Annotated in this window: 19 protein-coding genes and 1 pseudogene; 12 read left to right on the top strand and 8 right to left on the bottom strand. The window is 69.9% G+C overall.

The features are described 5' to 3' along the window. Nucleotides 1-39: 39 nt before the first annotated feature. Together OHA21_RS43135 and OHA21_RS43140 are read right to left on the bottom strand one after the other, a co-directional pair. Nucleotides 40-606, bottom strand: a complete 567-nt coding sequence (locus OHA21_RS43135) for a DUF695 domain-containing protein (RefSeq protein ID WP_328465269.1) — start codon at nucleotides 604-606, stop codon at nucleotides 40-42. Nucleotides 607-738: 132 nt separating this feature from the next. Continuing rightward, nucleotides 739-1,668, bottom strand: coding sequence for a S1C family serine protease (locus tag OHA21_RS43140; RefSeq protein ID WP_328465271.1), 930 nt, complete (start codon nucleotides 1,666-1,668; stop codon nucleotides 739-741). Nucleotides 1,669-1,845: 177 nt separating this feature from the next. Between OHA21_RS43140 and OHA21_RS43145 the strand changes: the two genes are divergently transcribed. Together OHA21_RS43145 and OHA21_RS43150 are read left to right on the top strand one after the other, a co-directional pair. Then, nucleotides 1,846-2,181, top strand: coding sequence for a hypothetical protein (locus OHA21_RS43145; protein WP_328465273.1), 336 nt, complete (start codon nucleotides 1,846-1,848; stop codon nucleotides 2,179-2,181). A gap of 395 nt (nucleotides 2,182-2,576) precedes the next feature. Further along, a complete protein-coding gene (locus tag OHA21_RS43150; protein ID WP_328465275.1) occupies nucleotides 2,577-2,903 on the top strand; it encodes a hypothetical protein in 327 nt (108 codons plus the stop codon). Between the two features lie 16 nt (nucleotides 2,904-2,919). Here OHA21_RS43150 and OHA21_RS43155 read toward each other — a convergent pair whose 3' ends face one another. After that, entirely contained in the window at nucleotides 2,920-3,084 is a 165-nt protein-coding gene (locus OHA21_RS43155; protein WP_328465277.1) for a hypothetical protein, read from the bottom strand. Between the two features lie 90 nt (nucleotides 3,085-3,174). Here OHA21_RS43155 and OHA21_RS43160 point away from each other — a divergent pair, with 90 nt between their 5' ends. From OHA21_RS43160 to OHA21_RS43175, 4 genes are all read left to right on the top strand, one after another. Next, nucleotides 3,175-4,599, top strand: a complete 1,425-nt coding sequence (locus OHA21_RS43160; protein ID WP_328465279.1) for a CYTH and CHAD domain-containing protein — start codon at nucleotides 3,175-3,177, stop codon at nucleotides 4,597-4,599. Next, complete coding sequence (ppk2, locus tag OHA21_RS43165; RefSeq protein ID WP_328465281.1) at nucleotides 4,581-5,549, top strand: polyphosphate kinase 2; 969 nt, start codon at nucleotides 4,581-4,583, stop codon at nucleotides 5,547-5,549. The genes OHA21_RS43160 and ppk2 overlap by 19 nt, the downstream gene beginning before the upstream one ends. Before the next feature lie 279 nt (nucleotides 5,550-5,828). Then, the gene (locus OHA21_RS43170) at nucleotides 5,829-6,737 is read left to right on the top strand and encodes a ribonuclease Z (RefSeq protein WP_328465283.1); all 909 of its coding nucleotides are present in this window, start codon (nucleotides 5,829-5,831) and stop codon (nucleotides 6,735-6,737) included. Then, nucleotides 6,734-7,267, top strand: coding sequence for a GNAT family N-acetyltransferase (locus OHA21_RS43175; RefSeq protein ID WP_328465285.1), 534 nt, complete (start codon nucleotides 6,734-6,736; stop codon nucleotides 7,265-7,267). The genes OHA21_RS43170 and OHA21_RS43175 overlap by 4 nt, the downstream gene beginning before the upstream one ends. 2 nt (nucleotides 7,268-7,269) lie before the next feature. Here the strand turns inward: OHA21_RS43175 and OHA21_RS43180 are convergent, their stop codons facing one another. Beyond that, entirely contained in the window at nucleotides 7,270-7,620 is a 351-nt protein-coding gene (locus OHA21_RS43180) for a hypothetical protein (RefSeq protein ID WP_328465287.1), read from the bottom strand. Between the two features lie 776 nt (nucleotides 7,621-8,396). On the opposite strand from OHA21_RS43180, the pseudogene OHA21_RS43185 reads away from it, so the two are divergent. Beyond that, a pseudogene (locus tag OHA21_RS43185) lies at nucleotides 8,397-8,614 on the top strand (winged helix-turn-helix domain-containing protein). A 334-nt stretch (nucleotides 8,615-8,948) separates the two neighbouring features. Here the strand turns inward: OHA21_RS43185 and msrA are convergent. Both msrA and OHA21_RS43195 read right to left on the bottom strand, forming a co-directional pair. Then, entirely contained in the window at nucleotides 8,949-9,608 is a 660-nt protein-coding gene (msrA, locus tag OHA21_RS43190; protein ID WP_328465289.1) for a peptide-methionine (S)-S-oxide reductase MsrA, read from the bottom strand. A 2-nt stretch (nucleotides 9,609-9,610) separates the two neighbouring features. Continuing rightward, nucleotides 9,611-10,057, bottom strand: a complete 447-nt coding sequence (locus OHA21_RS43195) for an HIT family protein (protein ID WP_328465291.1) — start codon at nucleotides 10,055-10,057, stop codon at nucleotides 9,611-9,613. 24 nt (nucleotides 10,058-10,081) lie between these two features. Between OHA21_RS43195 and OHA21_RS43200 the strand changes: the two genes are divergently transcribed. Genes OHA21_RS43200 through ilvA form a run of 3 tightly spaced genes read left to right on the top strand, consistent with a single transcriptional unit; the run spans nucleotide 10,082 to nucleotide 13,877 of the window. After that, nucleotides 10,082-11,233, top strand: a complete 1,152-nt coding sequence (locus OHA21_RS43200) for a cystathionine gamma-synthase (protein WP_328465293.1) — start codon at nucleotides 10,082-10,084, stop codon at nucleotides 11,231-11,233. A 22-nt stretch (nucleotides 11,234-11,255) separates the two neighbouring features. After that, the gene (locus OHA21_RS43205; protein ID WP_328465295.1) at nucleotides 11,256-12,614 is read left to right on the top strand and encodes an amidase; all 1,359 of its coding nucleotides are present in this window, start codon (nucleotides 11,256-11,258) and stop codon (nucleotides 12,612-12,614) included. Between the two features lie 21 nt (nucleotides 12,615-12,635). Then, nucleotides 12,636-13,877, top strand: coding sequence for a threonine ammonia-lyase (ilvA, locus tag OHA21_RS43210; protein ID WP_328465297.1), 1,242 nt, complete (start codon nucleotides 12,636-12,638; stop codon nucleotides 13,875-13,877). Between the two features lie 51 nt (nucleotides 13,878-13,928). Here ilvA and greA read toward each other — a convergent pair whose 3' ends face one another. Together greA and OHA21_RS43220 are read right to left on the bottom strand one after the other, a co-directional pair. After that, the gene (gene greA / locus OHA21_RS43215) at nucleotides 13,929-14,423 is read right to left on the bottom strand and encodes a transcription elongation factor GreA (RefSeq protein ID WP_328465299.1); all 495 of its coding nucleotides are present in this window, start codon (nucleotides 14,421-14,423) and stop codon (nucleotides 13,929-13,931) included. Nucleotides 14,424-14,555: 132 nt separating this feature from the next. After that, nucleotides 14,556-14,975, bottom strand: a complete 420-nt coding sequence (locus OHA21_RS43220) for a DUF4307 domain-containing protein (protein WP_328465301.1) — start codon at nucleotides 14,973-14,975, stop codon at nucleotides 14,556-14,558. Nucleotides 14,976-15,089: 114 nt separating this feature from the next. On the opposite strand from OHA21_RS43220, the gene mca reads away from it, so the two are divergent. Both mca and OHA21_RS43230 read left to right on the top strand, forming a co-directional pair. Then, entirely contained in the window at nucleotides 15,090-15,971 is an 882-nt protein-coding gene (mca, locus tag OHA21_RS43225) for a mycothiol conjugate amidase Mca (RefSeq protein WP_328465303.1), read from the top strand. A gap of 16 nt (nucleotides 15,972-15,987) precedes the next feature. Beyond that, a complete protein-coding gene (locus tag OHA21_RS43230; protein WP_328465305.1) occupies nucleotides 15,988-16,338 on the top strand; it encodes a hypothetical protein in 351 nt (116 codons plus the stop codon). The last annotated feature ends 64 nt before the right edge of the window (nucleotides 16,339-16,402 follow it).

Consider the following 16,402-nt stretch of genomic DNA (forward strand, 5'->3'; position numbering starts at 1 on the left):
TGGCTCCGCTTCGCTCCTCACCGGCGGCGTTTTGCGGGTTCACCGGCGGGTGAAGTGTGACACCTGCTTCCAGGCCGGGTCGGGCGTGACGGTCATCCGGACGCGCCCGTCCGGCCAGGAGGCGATCAGCGGCTTCAGCGACTCGGCGGCGGCCGGGCGGTCGGCGTACAGGTGTGTGGTGCGTACGCCGTCGCAGGTCTCGTGGGCGACGATGACCGCGCCGTCCGCGTACCGGCCGAAGTGGTCCTCCAGGGCGTGCAGCTGCGGCAGGACGTCCCTGACCGGGAGGCCGTTCTCGTCCCGGCCGCGGTACGGCACGTCCAGCCGGACGTGCAGGTCGTGGCCGGGATGACAGGCCGGCTGCAGCGGGCTCTGCACGAGAACGATGAGCGGTTTGCCGTCCCGGGCTCCGGACAGCGCGCGCCAGTTGTACCCGCCGTCGACCGGCGCCAGGCCCGCGACCAGCGCGACCAGGTCCCGGCCGGTCAGGCCGTCGCCGGGTGTAGTGGCCGCGGCGATCCCGCCCACCCAGATCTCGACGGTGTCCTCGCCGAGCAGCCAGTCCAGCGAGAGGAACGCGACCTGGTTGCGGGCCTCCTCCGGCATGGCGGCGGACCGGCCCGGCGCCAGCGTTCGGCCAGTGAGCGCAGCTCCGGATCGCCGGCCGCGCTGACCACCAGCAGGTGCCGGATTCGTCTTCGACCGCCGCTTGAAAGCACCCGCGGACGGTATCGCGACTCAGGTGAGTTCGGTGGGGCGGGCGATCACGTCGACCAGGGCGTTGCGGCGGAGCAGGGTGATCGGCAGGTCGGCGCCGATCGCCGGGCCCAGCATCAGGCGCTGCAGGGCCTGCACGCTCTGCACCGGACGGCCGCCCGCGGTGACCAGGATGTCGCCGAGGTAGACACCCGCGGTGCCGGCCGGGCTGCCCGGCACCACCTCGACCACTCGCAGGCCGGACTTCTGGCCGAGCCGTTCGGCCAGCTGCGGCGGCAGCGGGGTGGGCAGGCCCGCCACGCCCAGCCAGGCCCGGCGGACCCGGCCGGTGGCGACCAGTTCGCCGATGATCGACCGGGTGGTGGCGTTGATCGGTACGGCCAGGCCGAGCCCGTAGCCGGCCACCGCCGTGTTGATGCCGATCACGGTGCCGGAGGAGTCGGCGAGAGCCCCACCGGAGTTGCCCGGGTTGAGGGCGGCGTCAGTCTGGATGACGTTGTCGATGATGCGTACCCGGCGGCCGTCCCGGGCCGGGAGCGACCGGCCCAGTCCGGACACGACGCCGGCGGTGACCGAGCCGGCCAGGCCCATCGGGTTGCCGACCGCGACCACGAGCTGGCCGATCTTCAGCCCGTCGGCGTCGCCGAGCGGCGCGGCCGGCGCGCCCGGATGGTGCACCCGCACCACGGCGAGGTCGGAGAGCGCGTCGGCGCCCACCACGTCGAACGGGGTCTCGACACCGTCGGCGAAGGCCGCCGAGCCGCCGTTCGCGCCGGCCACGACGTGCGCGTTGGTGAGTAGGAAACCGTCGTCGGTGAAGGTGACCGCGGAACCGGCCCCGCCTCGGGGAGACCGGACCGAGAGAGCGGCCACCGAGGGCAGCAGGCGGGCCGCCACGCCGGTGACGACCCGGCTGTAGGCGTCCAGAGCCTCGGATTCTTCGGTGTCCATGTGACAGACAACAGCCGCTGACCCCGGTCGATGCCCGTGGTGCGTCCGCCCATGGCGAACAACGGCCGTCACGGATAGTCGCCGCAATCGCACAGACAGTCCGACCGGCCGATGGTTCGCTGCGGTTGTATCTGTCGTGACGGAGCTTTGAGCCAGTCCCGGACGGAGGGTTAGGGAATGGTCGACGTCGATGAGGCGGCGCCCAGTGACATCGTGGACCGCCTGCTGTGGCGCGACGCGCAGCACATGCTCGAACGCCACGAGGCGGCCGGCGCGGACGGTAACTGCGTCTGGTGCGGGTGGCGGTGGCCGTGTTCGGCACGCCGGCTGGCCGAGCGGGCCGACGCCGTGGCCCGCCGTCCGTGGCGCGAGGCCTGGACGTTGCGGCACGACGTCAACAGCATGCGGACCCTGCCCGGCCGGCGTTACGGCCTGGAGGACGGTGGGAACGCTCCGGGTCGTCATCGCACCGATTTCAGCCCCAACGACCATCAGTGGAGGTACCTCGACTGAACCAGAGATCTGGACGTCGTCGACGAGCTTGACCGTCCCCCGGCAAGCAACGGCTTCCCGGCCCGGCGACGTCACCCGGCGGTGACGCCGGGGCGCCCCGCCAGCGTTCCGGCATCCCGCGCCCAGACCCGCCCTTGAACTGGATCATCGGACCAGCACGCCTCCGCTGGTCCGCGCCTCCGGCCAGGCGCATCCGGTTCGGGCGGGGCGGTGGGCGGGAGTACGTGACCAACAGGTTCCCCCGCATTCACTCGGTCACGTACTCCCGCCCGACCAGCAGCCCGCCGCACTCGTTGCGGCGGGCTGCTTCGGCTTCGGCAAGTGCCCGACCCACTTTTCACACCTGAGATCGAAAAAAATCGACATGTCAGGACATCTCGCGCAGACTCGGAAGTATGTCGCCGAGATTCCGCAACAACGAGGAGCGGGCCGCCTGGGAGCTCGCCGAATCCCTGATCCAGCAGGGCCGGGCCATGATGCGCGAGGCCGAGAAGGCCATGGAGACGTGGCGGACCGGCAAGGAGATGAACCGCCAGCGGTGCGCCCGCCGGGGGATCAGCGCCTCGGACGCGGAGATCCGCTGGTCGGCGACGGCCACCGCGAAGAACGCCATCACCAACAACAACTTCCACATGGGCCTCGCGACGATGTATTTCGGCGCCGCCACCGCGAATTACACCCGGGCGCTGTACCTGCGCGACAACGACAGCGCCCGGATCTGAGCCGTGTGGCTGCCGCTCAGTCGTCGGGCGCGTCGTGCTCGGCGACCGGCGAGGCCGGCGGCCGGGGCGGGTCCGCCTGAGCCGGCGAGGCCGGGACAGCCAGCGCCAGTCCGAGGACGGCGCCCGCGCCGATGAGGCGCAGACCGGCGAGGGAGACGGGACGGCGTTCGGACTTCTCCATGCAGCACTCCTTCTGAGCCGGGCTCCCACGATGCCAGCCGAACCTGAGACACCGCTGTGTTAGAAGCGCCGGAACGGGCACCATTGACCTGTGGAGATCGCCACCGAAACCGAGCGCAAGTACGACGTCCCCGAGACCTTCGAACTTCCCGAGCTGGCCGGTGCGGCCGGCATCGCCGGTGTCGGCGACGCCGAGATCCATGATCTCGACGCCACCTACTTCGACACCGCGGACCTGCGGTTGATGAAAAACCGTCGGACACTTCGGCGGCGCACCGGCGGGCACGACGCGGGCTGGCATCTGAAAACGCCCGGGGACGGCTCCGGGCGTACCGAGCATCGGGTTTCCGGTGAGTCCGCAACGCCCCCCGACGAGCTGCTGGACCTGGTCCGGGTGATCGTCCGGCGGCATCCGGTGACGCCCGTCGCCCGCCTCTGCACCCACCGGGTGGAGACGCCGCTGCGCGACGCCGACGGCCGCACCCTGGCGCTTATCGCGCAGGATCAGGTGCGCGCCGAGTCGGACGGCGAACAGACCTCCTGGCAGGAGGTCGAGGTGGAGCTCGTCGACGGCGACATCGCGGTCCTTGACGCGGTCGAGCGGGCGCTGCTCGACGCCGGCGCCCGCCCGGCGGAGGGCCCGTCGAAGGTGGCGCGGGCGCTGGCCGGGCGTCTCGCCGCCGCGCAGCAGGAGAAGACCAAGGGCAAGATCAACCCCGTTTTCCGGTACGCGCGGGAGCAGCGCGACGCCATCCTCGAACGCGACCCGGCCGCCCGTCGTGGCGAGGAGGAGGGCGTGCACAAGATGCGGGTCGCCACCCGGCGGCTGCGCAGCACGCTGAAGACCTACAAGCGCTGGTTCCCCGAGAACCAGGTGGGCGACGAGCTGCGCTGGCTGGCCCATACGCTCGGCGCGGTCCGCGACCCGCAGGTGCTGGAGGAGAAACTGCTGGCCGGGGTGGCCGACTCCGGGCCGGAGTTCGAGCCGGCCGCACAGCGGATCAAGTCGGGTCTGGAGCACCGGGTCGCGCAGGGCCGGGAGGAGTTGGCCGAGGCACTCGGTTCGGACCGCTACCTCGATCTGCTGGACCGCATCGACGAGCTGGTCGACCAGCCCACCTCGGCCGGCAACCCGGCGAAACGGACCCGGAAGGCCGTCCGCAAGGCGGACGACGAGCTGGACGCCGCGCTGGCGGGCGGGGTGGACGAGGAGATCCACGAGGCCCGCAAGAGCTACAAGAAGGCCCGGTACGCGGTCGAGGTGATCGCCCCCGAGGTCGGTAAACCCGCCAAGCGTCTGGTGAAGGCGCTGACCGCCCTGCAGGACGGGCTCGGCGCCCATCAGGACTCCACCGTCGCCCGCGAAGTGCTGCGCGAACTCGGTTCGGACAGTTTTCACTTCGGCGTGCTATACGGCAGGCAGGAACAAGTGGGTAAAGAGACGCTGGCAGCAGTGCCCGCGCTGGTGCGGGCCTCTCGGCGCAAGAAGGTACGGCGGTGGCTGGCGAAGACATGAGCATCGACATCGACACTTCCTACGACGACACCACGACGGGCCCCTATGACGGCCCGGTCGCCGAATTGGCCGGTTACCGGGTGGTGGACGACGAGGACGACGACCCGCGGCTGCTGAAGGCGGACGGCACCCCGGTCGACACCTGGCGCGAGGACTACCCGTACGACGAGCGGATGGACCGCACCGAGTACGACCACGACAAACGGCTGCTCCAGATCGAATTGCTGAAGCTGCAGAACTGGTGCAAGGACACCGGCGAGCGGTTGGTGATCCTCTTCGAGGGCCGGGACGCGGCCGGCAAGGGCGGCACCATCAAGCGGTTCATGGAGCATCTCAATCCGCGCGGCGCCCGGGTGGTGGCCCTGGAGAAGCCGAACGAGAAGGAGAGCAGCCAGTGGTATTACCAGCGTTACATCAAGCACCTGCCGTCCGCCGGTGAGATCGTGCTCTTCGACCGGTCCTGGTACAACCGGGCCGGCGTCGAGCGGGTGATGGGCTTCTGCACCCGCGCGGAGTACCTGGAGTTCATGCGGCAGACCCCGGAACTCGAGCGGATGCTCGTCCGGTCCGGCGTACATCTGGTGAAGTTCTGGTTCTCGGTGACCAGCGGCGAGCAGCGGACCCGGTTCGCGATCCGTCAGGTCGACCCGGTACGCCAGTGGAAGCTCTCCCCGATGGACCTGGAGTCCCTGGACAAGTGGGACGACTACACCGAGGCCAAGGAGGCGATGTTCTTCTACACGGACACCGCCGACGCCCCGTGGACCGTGGTGAAGAGCAACGACAAGAAGCGGGCCCGGCTCGCAGCGATGCGGCACGTGCTGCACCGGTTCGATTACACCGGCAAGGATCCCGAGATCGTCGGCACGCCCGACCCGCTGATCGTGGGCCCCGCCTCGCTGGTGGTGGAAAGCACCGAAATGTCGCCCAGGGTATTCCCGCGGCTGTAGTGATTCTAAAAGCGTTGGCAGGACGCCTCTCGGGTGGCTAACGTGGCCGTACACGTGAAGGGAGGTGGTCCGAAGTTGTATAGCAACGGGACTCGTGAGGTGGCTGTCCGCTAGCCGCTGTCCTTGACAGCTTCGTTTGAAAACGTCGAGACCGTGTGGCAGCGGCCCGGCGAGTACCAGACAGCCACCCGACCCCAGGGGATCCGGCCTTGTCCGACCGGACCACGCTCGTCAGCGAGCGTGGAAGTCCCCTGGGGTCGCTTCATATGGGGGTCCCAGATGCGTGAGCTCGTTGTGCTCGGCACGGCCAGCCAGGTGCCGACCCGGCACCGCAACCACAACGGCTACCTCCTGCGCTGGGACGACGAGGTGATCCTCTTCGACCCGGGTGAGGGCACCCAGCGGCAGATGCTGATGGCCGGCCTCGCCGTCACCCCGCTCAAGCGCATCTGCATCACCCACTTCCACGGCGACCACAGCCTCGGCCTGCCCGGCATCCTGCAGCGCATCTCGCTGGACCGGGTGCCGCATCCGGTGCACGTCCACTACCCGGCCGGCGGCCAGGAGTTCTACGACCGGCTCCGGCACGCCACCAGCTACTGGGACAACGCCGAGATCGTCGCTTCGCCGGTCGGCGCCGGCTTCGTCGCGGAGACCTCCGCGGGGCGCCTCATCGCCCTGCCGCTCTGGCATTCCATCGAGGCGTACGGGTATCGCCTGGCCGAACCCGACTCCCGCCGCATGCTGCCCGCCCTGCTCGCCGAACACGGCATCAGCGGCCCGGCCGTCGGCGAGCTGCAGCGCACCGGCCGGCTCGGCGACGTCACACTCGAGCAGGTCAGCGCGGTCCGCCCCGGCCAGAGCTTCGCCTTCGTGATGGACACCGGCCTGTGCGACAACGTCTACGCCCTGGCCGACGGCGTCGACATGCTGGTGATCGAGTCGACGTTCCTCGCCGAGGACGCCGCGATGGCAGCGCAGGTCGGCCACCTCACGGCCGGCCAGGCCGCCATGGTGGCGCGCGAGTCCGGCGTACGGATGCTGGTCCTGACCCATTTCTCTCAGCGCTACCAGGACGCCTCGCGTTTCCTCGACGAGGCCCGCAAGGAGTTCGACGGCCCGATAGTGATCGCCGAGGACCTGCTCCGCGTCCCGATCCCGCCCCGGCGGCTACCGTCGACTCCATGACCGTTCTGCTGCGCCCGGCCTCGGACGCCGACTTGCCCCTGGTAGGCGACCTGCATCACCGGTCCCGCGCGTCCGCGTACGCCGACCTGCTCGACCCCGCCACCTTCGCAGCCCGCGGCCCGTCCATGCTCGCGGAGTGGTGGTCCGAGCGCTGGCGCTGGGAGCGCGACACCCACCGCCTGACCGTCGCCGAACAGGGCGGCAGCTTGCTGGGTTTCACGTACATCGGCCCGAGCGAAACCCCCGGCGCCGCGGAGCTGTATGCGATCCATGTGGACCCGGCCTGGGTGGGCGCCGGCATCGGCCGCCAGCTGATGCTCAAGGCCTTGACGGACCTGCCCCGCTACGGCGAGCCCCGGGCTGTTCTGTGGGTGCTGGAGGCCAACAAGACAGCGCGCCGCTTCTACGAGGCCGGAGGCTGGCACCCGGACGGCGCGAGCAGGGTTGCTCCGGTCAACGACCAGCCGCTGCCGCAGCTCCGCTACACCCACTCACTCCCGCGTGCACCGCTTCCTTCTTCGAGCCGCTGAGGTCAGCCAAGATCGTACGGATCCCGGGCGGCTATCGCCTCAGCCTCCGGCACCCCGAGGCGGCGGGCGACGCGCCGCCGCATCCGAACCTGAGCGCGCGTCCGCGGCCGGAACTTCGGCTCCCGGCCGCACCCGCAGACCTCAAAGCCCTCGTAGAGCAGCCCCGCCCCGAGAACCGCCGCAACCGCGGCCCAGGCGGAGTCATTCCGCCGGCGCGGAGCCGCGAAATCATGCCCCGCGAACACCATCGGCTGCCGACAGGACGTGCAGAGATGCAGCGCATCGTCCCAGCCGTACTTGTGACTGCGCCGGCAAGGCACGCAGACGTAGTGCACCTTGTAGATGCTCTGCACGTACCGACACACGGCCGAATGATAGACAGCGTTCCGGGTCGAGGTCCGCCCGCCGCGCTCCGCACACTTTCGGACGATCTTGGCGACTTGCGCCCGGCTAAGGCGCCAAGATCGCGCCAGGGCTCGACGGCGGCGTGTCGACCCTCGGCACAAACCAAGGTGACGGCGCTGCCGCGCGGCTGAGGCCTCGAATTGGGTCCGGCTGATCACCCGGCCGCGCGGCAGCACTGCCTCACGGCCCGTGAGACGACTCCGGCGCACGGCTCAGTGATCGAACAAGCCGAAATTTCGGCCCCAGCCGCACGCTGGCGCTGTCACCCACCAGCCACCCGGATGCCGGCACACCCGCTGCGCGTGTGACCACACCCGCAGCGGGTGTGGCCGCGTATCGGAAAGGCCTCGCCCTGAATCGCTGCACTGTGGCAGATGCAGAAGTGCCGCAACTCCCAGCCGGGCGGCCCCCACAGCCGGTTTCCGGCGGTCGGCTGGGACCTGGTGCTGCCTCCACCCCCTTGAAGGGGTGCGCAGCTGCCAGCCGGACGATCGAAAACCCGGCCGTAGGGGCGCCCGTCTCGCGTTGACCGAGGTCGCGACTTTCAATACAGAGTCAAGGCGGCCCGAAACGGGCCGCTCAGGCCGGGCCTGGGCGGGTGCCCGTCGCTTAGCTGCCGCACACGACGGCCACTCAAGCAGCCCGGCGGCTGGCGTGCAGAGGGGCGCAGGCTGCGGCATGCGCGCTGCCAACCCGGCACCGTATGTAACCGGGGAGATCACCTGTGCCGCCGCGTTACCGATACGAAGAGATCGCTGACGACCTTCAGAAGCGGATCGCCGCTGGCGAGTACCCGCCGGGCTCTCGGCTGCCAGTCGCCGCGAATTGATCGCGCACTACGAGGTCACCGAACCCGTCATCGACCGTGCGATGCAGATCCTGAGGGTCAAGGAGATCACCGAGACCCTGCCAGGCGTCGGAGTCTTCGTCCGCGAGCAGTGACCGCCGGTCGCGCTCGGCCTGCTGGCGGCGCAAGCGCCGGCATCGGCCGGCGCACCGGCTCACAATCAGGGCCGAACTAACAGCCCTGCCCCCGGCGGGGATCTCAGGCCTCCGGGATGAGGAAGCCATCCCGACGTCCGTCGCCCCAGGCGCAGCCGAGCAAACCACCGCCGGGACCGCCAAGCCTTCGCACGCACCTCACGCCATGCGTGCAGTGGCGGCCCCGACGGCGGCCCGCTCCACGGAGGGCGGGTCGACGGCCGACGGGATGGCAGGCAGAAACGAGCTGAGCCCGCACTCGCCGAAGCGAGCACGAGCCCAGATCAGTAGAGCGTTAGTTGGTGCGAGCGACACCGATCGGACAGGTCATCCCGTTCGGCCCGTGGTTGCAGTACCCGTTGGGGTTTTTATCACTTGAGAGGTACTGCTGGTGGTAATCCTCGGCGTAGTAGTACGTCGTCAGCGGCCTCACCTCGGTGGTGATCTGGCCCCGGCCGGCGGCCGTCACCACCGGCTGGAAGGCCTCCAAGGAGGCCGCCGCCGTGGTGGCCTGGGCGTCCGTCGTGGTGTAGATCGCGGACCGGTACTGGGTGCCCACGTCATTGCCCTGGCGCATGCCCTGGGTCGGGTCGTGATTCTCCCAGAACGCCTTCAGCAGGTCCGCGTAGTCGATCACCGCGGGGTCGTAGACGACCTGGACCACCTCGGTGTGGCCGGTCGTGCCCGAGCAGGTCTCCTCGTACGTCGGGTTGGCGGTGAAGCCGCCGGCGTATCCGACGGACGTCGAGTACACGCCCGGGAGCTGCCAGAAGATGCGCTCCGCGCCCCAGAAACAGCCCATCCCGAAGACCGCGGTCTCGAGGCCGGCCGGCCACGGGCCCTTCAGCGGGGTGCCGAGGACGGTGTGCTTCGCAGCGACCGGCATCTCGATGTCGCGGCCGGGCAGGGCGGTGTCGGCGGTGGGCAGGTCGAGCTTCTTGTGCCGCAGGAACACGGTCACTCCCTTCGTCCGGTCTCTGCAACGCTCAACCGGACGTATTCCTTACCGATGGCGCCGGCGATCTCGGTGGCCTCGTCGTCGCTGTCGTATTTGCGGCGGGGCCAGAAGAAGCCGCGCAGGCCGTCGCCCTTGGTGCGGGGGACCACGTGGGTGTGCAGGTGGGGGACCGACTGGGAGACGATGTTGTTGTTCGCGACGAAGGTGCCCTGCGAGCCGAGCGCCGCGGGCACCGCGGCGGCGACTAGCTGGACAAACCGGAAATATCCCGGCAGTTCAGAGGCTGGTAGATCAACGAGCTCGACGAAGTGCGGACGGGGAACCACCAGGACGTGACCTTTGAATACCGGGCGGATGTCGAGGAAGGCGACGCCGGCCGGCGACGAGGCCACTATGAACGCCGGGATCGATCCCGCCACGATGCCGCAGAACAAGCAGTCGGCCATCAGGTGAGACTAGCCTTGCGCAACATGACGGCTAACGAGTACGGGTTCGACACCCTCGCGATCCACGCCGGCCAGGAGCCGGATCCGCGGACCGGCGCGGTGGTGCCACCCATCTATCAGACGAGCACCTACGCCCAGGACGCCGTCGGCGCCCCCCGCCTGGGCTACGAGTACAGCCGGTCCGGCAATCCGACCCGGGACGCGCTGCAGGAATGCCTGGCGGCGATCGAGGGCGGCCGGCGCGGGCTCGCTTTCGCGAGCGGCCTTGCCGCCGAGGACACCCTTCTGCGTACGGTGTGCCGGCCCGGCGATCACGTGGTCATCCCCAATGACGCGTACGGCGGCACCTACCGCCTCTTCGCGAAGGTCGCCGAGCGCTGGGGCCTGGACTGGACCGCCGCGCCGCTGGACGACCTGGACGCGGTGCGCGCCGCCTTCCGCCCCGGGCACACCCGCCTGATCTGGGCGGAGACGCCGACCAACCCGCTGCTCAACATCGCCGACATCACGGCGCTGGCCACGCTGGCCCACGAGTATGACGCGATGCTCGCGGTGGACAACACGTTCGCCTCGCCGTACCTTCAGCAGCCGCTCGCGCTCGGCGCCGACGTGGTGATCCACTCGACCACGAAGTACCTGGGCGGGCACTCCGATGTGGTCGGCGGCGCGCTGGTCACCGCGGACGCCGGCCTCGGCGACGAGTTGGCCTTTCACCAGAACGCGATGGGCGGGGTTAACGGCCCCTTCGACGCCTGGCTCACTCTGCGCGGCATCAAGACTCTGGGCGTACGCATGGACCGGCATTGCGACAATGCCGAGCGGATCGTGGGCTACCTGCGTGAGCACCCGGCTGTCGGCCAGGTCCTGTACCCGGGCCTGGAGAGCCACCCGGGGCACGAGACCGCCGCGAAGCAGATGCAGCGGTTCGGCGGCATGGTGTCGTTCCGTGCGGCCGGTGGTCCCGAGCAGGCGATCGCCATCTGCAACAAGACGAAGCTCTTCGTGCTCGCGGAGTCGCTCGGCGGAGTCGAGTCGCTGATCGAGCACCCGGGACAGATGACACACCTGTCGGCTGCTGGCTCGGCGCTTGAAGTTCCCGCCGATCTCGTGCGACTGTCTGTCGGCATCGAGACCGTTGACGATCTGCTCGCCGACCTGGAGCAGGCGCTCGGATAAGACGGACGCTGGAGATCTGCGCATGGAATCGACGACCTGGGTTGGCGCCACCGCGAAGCAGATCGCCCGTGCGGTGAGGCGCGGCGATGCGAGCGCGACCCAGGTCGTGGCCGACCATCTGGAACAGATCGCCATCTCGGATCCGGCGCTCGGCGCGTTCCGGGTGGTCCGCGGCGGTGAGGCGATCACCGAGGCGGAGAAGGTCGACGACCAGGAGGACCTGGCGAACCTGCCGCTCGCCGGGGTGCCGGTGGCGGTCAAGGAGAACACCGCGGTGGCGGGCCTGCCGACCTGGCACGGCTCCGCGGCGGCGCGGACCGCCGAGGTCGAGGAGGAGGACCACGAGGTGGTCCGGCGGCTGCGAGGCGCCGGCGCGGTCGTCGTCGGTGTCACCAAGATGCCGGAGATGGGCCTGTGGGCGGTGACCGACGACGAGGACGGCCCGACCCGGAATCCGTGGGATCTGGATCGCACACCGGGCGGTTCGTCGGGTGGTTCGGCCGCTGCGGTCGCCGCCGGGCTGGTGCCGATGGCGCAGGGCAACGACGGACTGGGTTCGATCCGGATTCCGGCGGCCTGCTGCGGTCTGGTCGGGCTCAAGCCCGGTCGCGGTGTGGTGCCGGTCGGCTTCGGTGACAAGGACTGGTTCGGCCTGACGGAGAACGGGGTTCTCACCACCACGGTGGCGGACGCGGCGCTCGGCTTCTCGGTGCTGGCGGGACAGGCCCCGGCGAAGCTGGTGGAGCCGGCCAAACTGCGCATCGGCGTCTCGCTGCGGTCCCCGGTCGCCGGGGTCAAACCGGACGAGCCGAACGTCTCGGCCGTCACCACGGCGTCGAAGTTGCTGGTCCAGGCCGGTCACGACACGGTGACCGCCGACCCGCGCTATCCGAACGGTGTCGCTCTCGGCGTGCTCGCCACCTGGTTCGCGGGTGCGTACGTGAACTCCGAGGGTCTGGACGTGCGCAGCCTGCAGCCCCGCACCCGCAACCACATCCGGCTCGGCAGGGCCGCGATGCGGGCCGGGCTGGTCCGGCAGAAGCAGCGGGACGCCTGGCGCGAGCGTTCCATCCAGTTCTTCGCCGATCGCTCGATCGACCTGCTGCTCACCCCGGCGCTGGCGACTGCCCCTCCGCCGGCGGTGCAGTACTCGGGCGAGTCGTGGCGGCGGAACATGTGGGCCAACGCGTCCTACGCGCCGTACGCGGCGCCGTGGAACTACGCCGGTCTGCCGGCCATCGTGATCCCGGTCGGCTTCCGCCCGGACGGCCTTCCGCTCGCCGTGCAGATCGTCGGCCCGCCCGACTCCGAGCTGCTGCTTCTCGCGGTCGCCGGGCAGTTCGAGGTCCTCAACCCCTGGCAGCGGCACGCGCTTGTGTAGGCGGTGGCACGATTGGTGGCCATGACCGATCCGCTGGACCTGCTCACCCTCGCCGACGTCGAAGCCGCCCGTGACCTGCTGGCCGGGGTGGTCAAGGAGACGCCGCTGATCCCGTCCCGGCCGCTGGCCGAGATCACCGGCGCGCCGGTCTGGCTGAAGTGCGAGAACCAGCAGCGGGCCGGGTCGTACAAGGTGCGGGGGGCGTACACCCGGATCTCGCGGCTGTCGGACGCGGACCGCGCCCGCGGGGTGGTCGCCGCCAGTGCCGGCAACCACGCCCAGGGCGTGGCGCTCGCCGCCGGCCTGCTGGGCACGCGGGCCACCGTTTTCATGCCGGAGGGCGCCCCACTTCCCAAGGTCACGGCGACCAAGGGGTACGGCGCCGCAGTCGAATACGCCGGCACCAGTGTGGACGACGCGCTGGAGGCGGCACACGACTTCGCCCGCAGCACCGGGGCGATCCTGATCCACCCGTTCGACCACCCGGACGTGATCGCCGGCCAGGGCACGGTGGCGCTGGAGATCCTGAACCAGTGCCCGGAGGCGGCGACGATCGTGACCGCGGTCGGCGGCGGTGGCCTGATCTCCGGGCTGGCGGTGGCGGCGAAGGCGATCCGGCCGGACATCCGGATCGTCGGGGTGCAGGCCAGCGGCGCGGCGGCGTACCCTCCCTCGCTCGCTGCCGGAGCACCGCGCAAGCTGGACGCCTGCGCGACCATCGCGGACGGCATCGCCGTCATGCGGCCGGGCGATCTGACCTTCGCGCATGTCGCGAAGCTGGTCGACGAGATCGTCACGGTCACCGACGAGGACCTGTCGGCGGCGCTGCTGGTGCTGCTCGAACGGCACAAGATGGTGGTGGAGCCGGCCGGTGCGGCCGCGGTGGCGGCGCTGCTCACCGGTGCTTACGTGCCGCCGCGCAGTGGCCCGGTGGTGGCGATCCTGTCCGGCGGCAACATCGACCCGATGCTGCTGCTGCGGGTGATCGAACACGGTCTGGCGTCGGCCGGCCGCTTCCTGCGCCTCGCGGTGCGCTGCGCGGACCGGCCGGGGCAGCTGGCCCGGCTGTTGCGTGAGATCGCCGAGCAGCGGGCGAACATCGTCGACGTCTCGCACTCGCGGCAGAGCCCGCGCCTGGGGTTCGGCGAGGTGGAGGTGGCGCTCTCGGTGGAGACCCGCGGCCCGGCCCACTCGTCGGCCCTGATCAGCGCCCTGCGCGACGCCGGTTACCGGGTCGCCCTGCTGGCGGAGGCGACGCCGTGATGCACGAAGAGCTCGCGGCGGGTGCCGCGAGCTCTTCGACAGAACCGGGTACTAACCCTCGAAGGGGCCGAACTTCACCACGGTGACCTTGATGTCGGCGCCGCTGGGGGCCGTGTAGGTCACGGTCTGGCCGGGCCGGGCGCCGAGGATCGCCTTGCCGAGCGCCGACTCCGGGCTGTACACGGTGAGATCCGTGGTGGAGGAGATCTCCCGGGAACCGAGCAGGAACGTCTCGGTGTCCGCCTGGTCGTCGTCGAAGTAGATGGTCACGACCGAGCCGGCGGCGACCGAGTCGGCCACCTGGACCTCGCCGACCTCGGCGTTGCGCAGGAACTCCTTCAAGTAGAGGATGCGGCCTTCCTGCCGGCTCTGCTCCTCACGGGCGGCGTGGTAGCCACCGTTCTCCCGGAGGTCACCCTCCTCGCGCCGGGCGTTGATCTCCGCAGCCACCGCCGGCCGGTTCGCGATCAACTCGTCGAGCTCGGCCTGTAGCCGGTCGTAAGCGTCCTGGGAGAGCCAGGTCTTCGGCGCCTCGGAACTGGACAAGGTCGATCTCCTTGCTGGGACTGGGCAGTGTTGTGGCACACCGAGAACACGGCGTGCCGAACGCAGCGAATCACCAAGCTTACCAGCGGTAGGCGATCCGCCTGGAAGGCGAAAGATCGTCGGATTGCGCGGTCACCCGGCCGCGCGGCAGCCCATCACGTCGCCCACCGACGCGCGGGCCTTGGTGGCGACCTTCTCGCTCACCTCAACCGAGCCGCCACCGTCCGGCGCCGGCACGAGCACCGCCTGCCGCCCGACCTCGAACCCGTCGTAGTCGCGCGCCCGCAGCATGCAGGTGGCCGTGCCGCCCTCGGGGACCCAGACCCGGAACTGGATGACCATCTCGGTGTCGGTCGGCTCACTCCACCCGATGATCTGCGGCGTGTAGTCGGTCTGCCCGAACTTGTCGTAGAACTTCAGCGTGAGCCCGAGGATGGCGGCGGCGAACAGCACGACGAGAAGGATCGGCAGCCAGCGGCGCTTGCGGCCGTCGCGCCGGCGACCGTAGCGACCCGGCGGGAACACCGGCGTTGTGGCGTGCGTCTCGCTCACCTGACGACCTCTCGTGCGTTTGTTGTCGGGGGGATCGGCCAGAATGGCAGAGTTCCATCTTCGCAGCCGATCCCGGCATGCCCACGGCAGGCCTGGTCGAGAGGATCTCCACACGTGGCTGAGCAGTTGCGCCTGATGACCGTGCACGCGCACCCCGACGACGAGTCGAGCAAGGGTGCCGCCACCATGGCCAAGTATGTTGCCGAGGGTGTCCAGGTGCTGGTCGCAACCTGTACCGGTGGGGAACGGGGCAGCGTCCTGAACCCCAAGATGGACCGCCCCGAGGTGCTGGCGGACATCACGAACATCCGCCGCGCCGAGATGGACAAGGCGCGCGAGATTCTCGGTGTCGATCAGGCCTGGCTTGGCTTCGTCGACTCCGGCCTGCCCGAGGGCGACCCGCTGCCCCCGCTGCCGGACGGTTGCTTCGGTCTGCAGGACCCGCAGGAGGCGGCGAAACCGCTGATCAAGCTGATCCGCGAGTTCCGGCCGCACGTCATGACGACGTATGACGAGAACGGCGGCTATCCGCACCCCGACCACATCATGTGCCACAAGGTGTCGGTGGTGGCGTTCGAGCAGGCCGGCGACCCCGAGTTGTACCCGGAGCTCGGCGAGCCCTGGCAGCCCCTGAAGCTGTACTACAACTCCGGCTGGACCCGGGCGCGGATGCTCGCGCTGCACGAGGGGATGCTGGCGGCCGGCCTCGAGTCGCCGTACACGGAGTGGCTGGAGAAGTGGTCGGACCGGCACGACCGGGGTGACAAGATCACCACTCGGATCGAGTGCGGGGACTATTTCGGGATTCGCGACGATGCGCTGCGGGCGCACGCCACCCAGGTCGACCCGGACGGGTTCTGGTTCCACATCCCGCTCGAGCTGCAGCAGAAGGTGTGGCCGACCGAGGACTTCGAGCTGGCCCGCTCGCTCGTCGACAGCCCGGTCCCCGAGTCGGACCTGTTCGCGGGCATCCGGGAGAAGGTCGACGCCCACTGAGCAGTACGCTGAGCACGTGGACGTCTTCGCGGTCAACAATTTCGGCGACACCCGATCGGGCGGTCTGGCCGGTCCGATGGGGCTGTTCCTCATCGTCCTCATGTGTGTCGCCACCGTGCTCCTGATCCGCAACATGAACAAGCGGATTCGTCGGCTTCCCGACAGTTTCCCGGCCGCCGGCGAGCGTGAGCGTGTGGCGGAAATCGCGCGTCTCGATGCCGATCTCGAGCGATCCGCCGCCACGGCGGCTCCGGATGTCGAAGCGAATCGATCGGCGACGGCTGCCGCGGCCGAAGAACGCGAGGTGGGAGCCGCTCCGGAAGCCGAGCGCGGCACCGCCGGTGAGAGCGGTTCGACCAAGGCCTGAGGGTTGACGTGCTCGGCGTACCCCGGGGGTTTTCGACCCTGGAACGCCGAGCATTACCTTCTGG

Source organism: Actinoplanes sp. NBC_00393 (assembly GCF_036053395.1).
GTDB lineage: Bacteria > Actinomycetota > Actinomycetes > Mycobacteriales > Micromonosporaceae > Actinoplanes.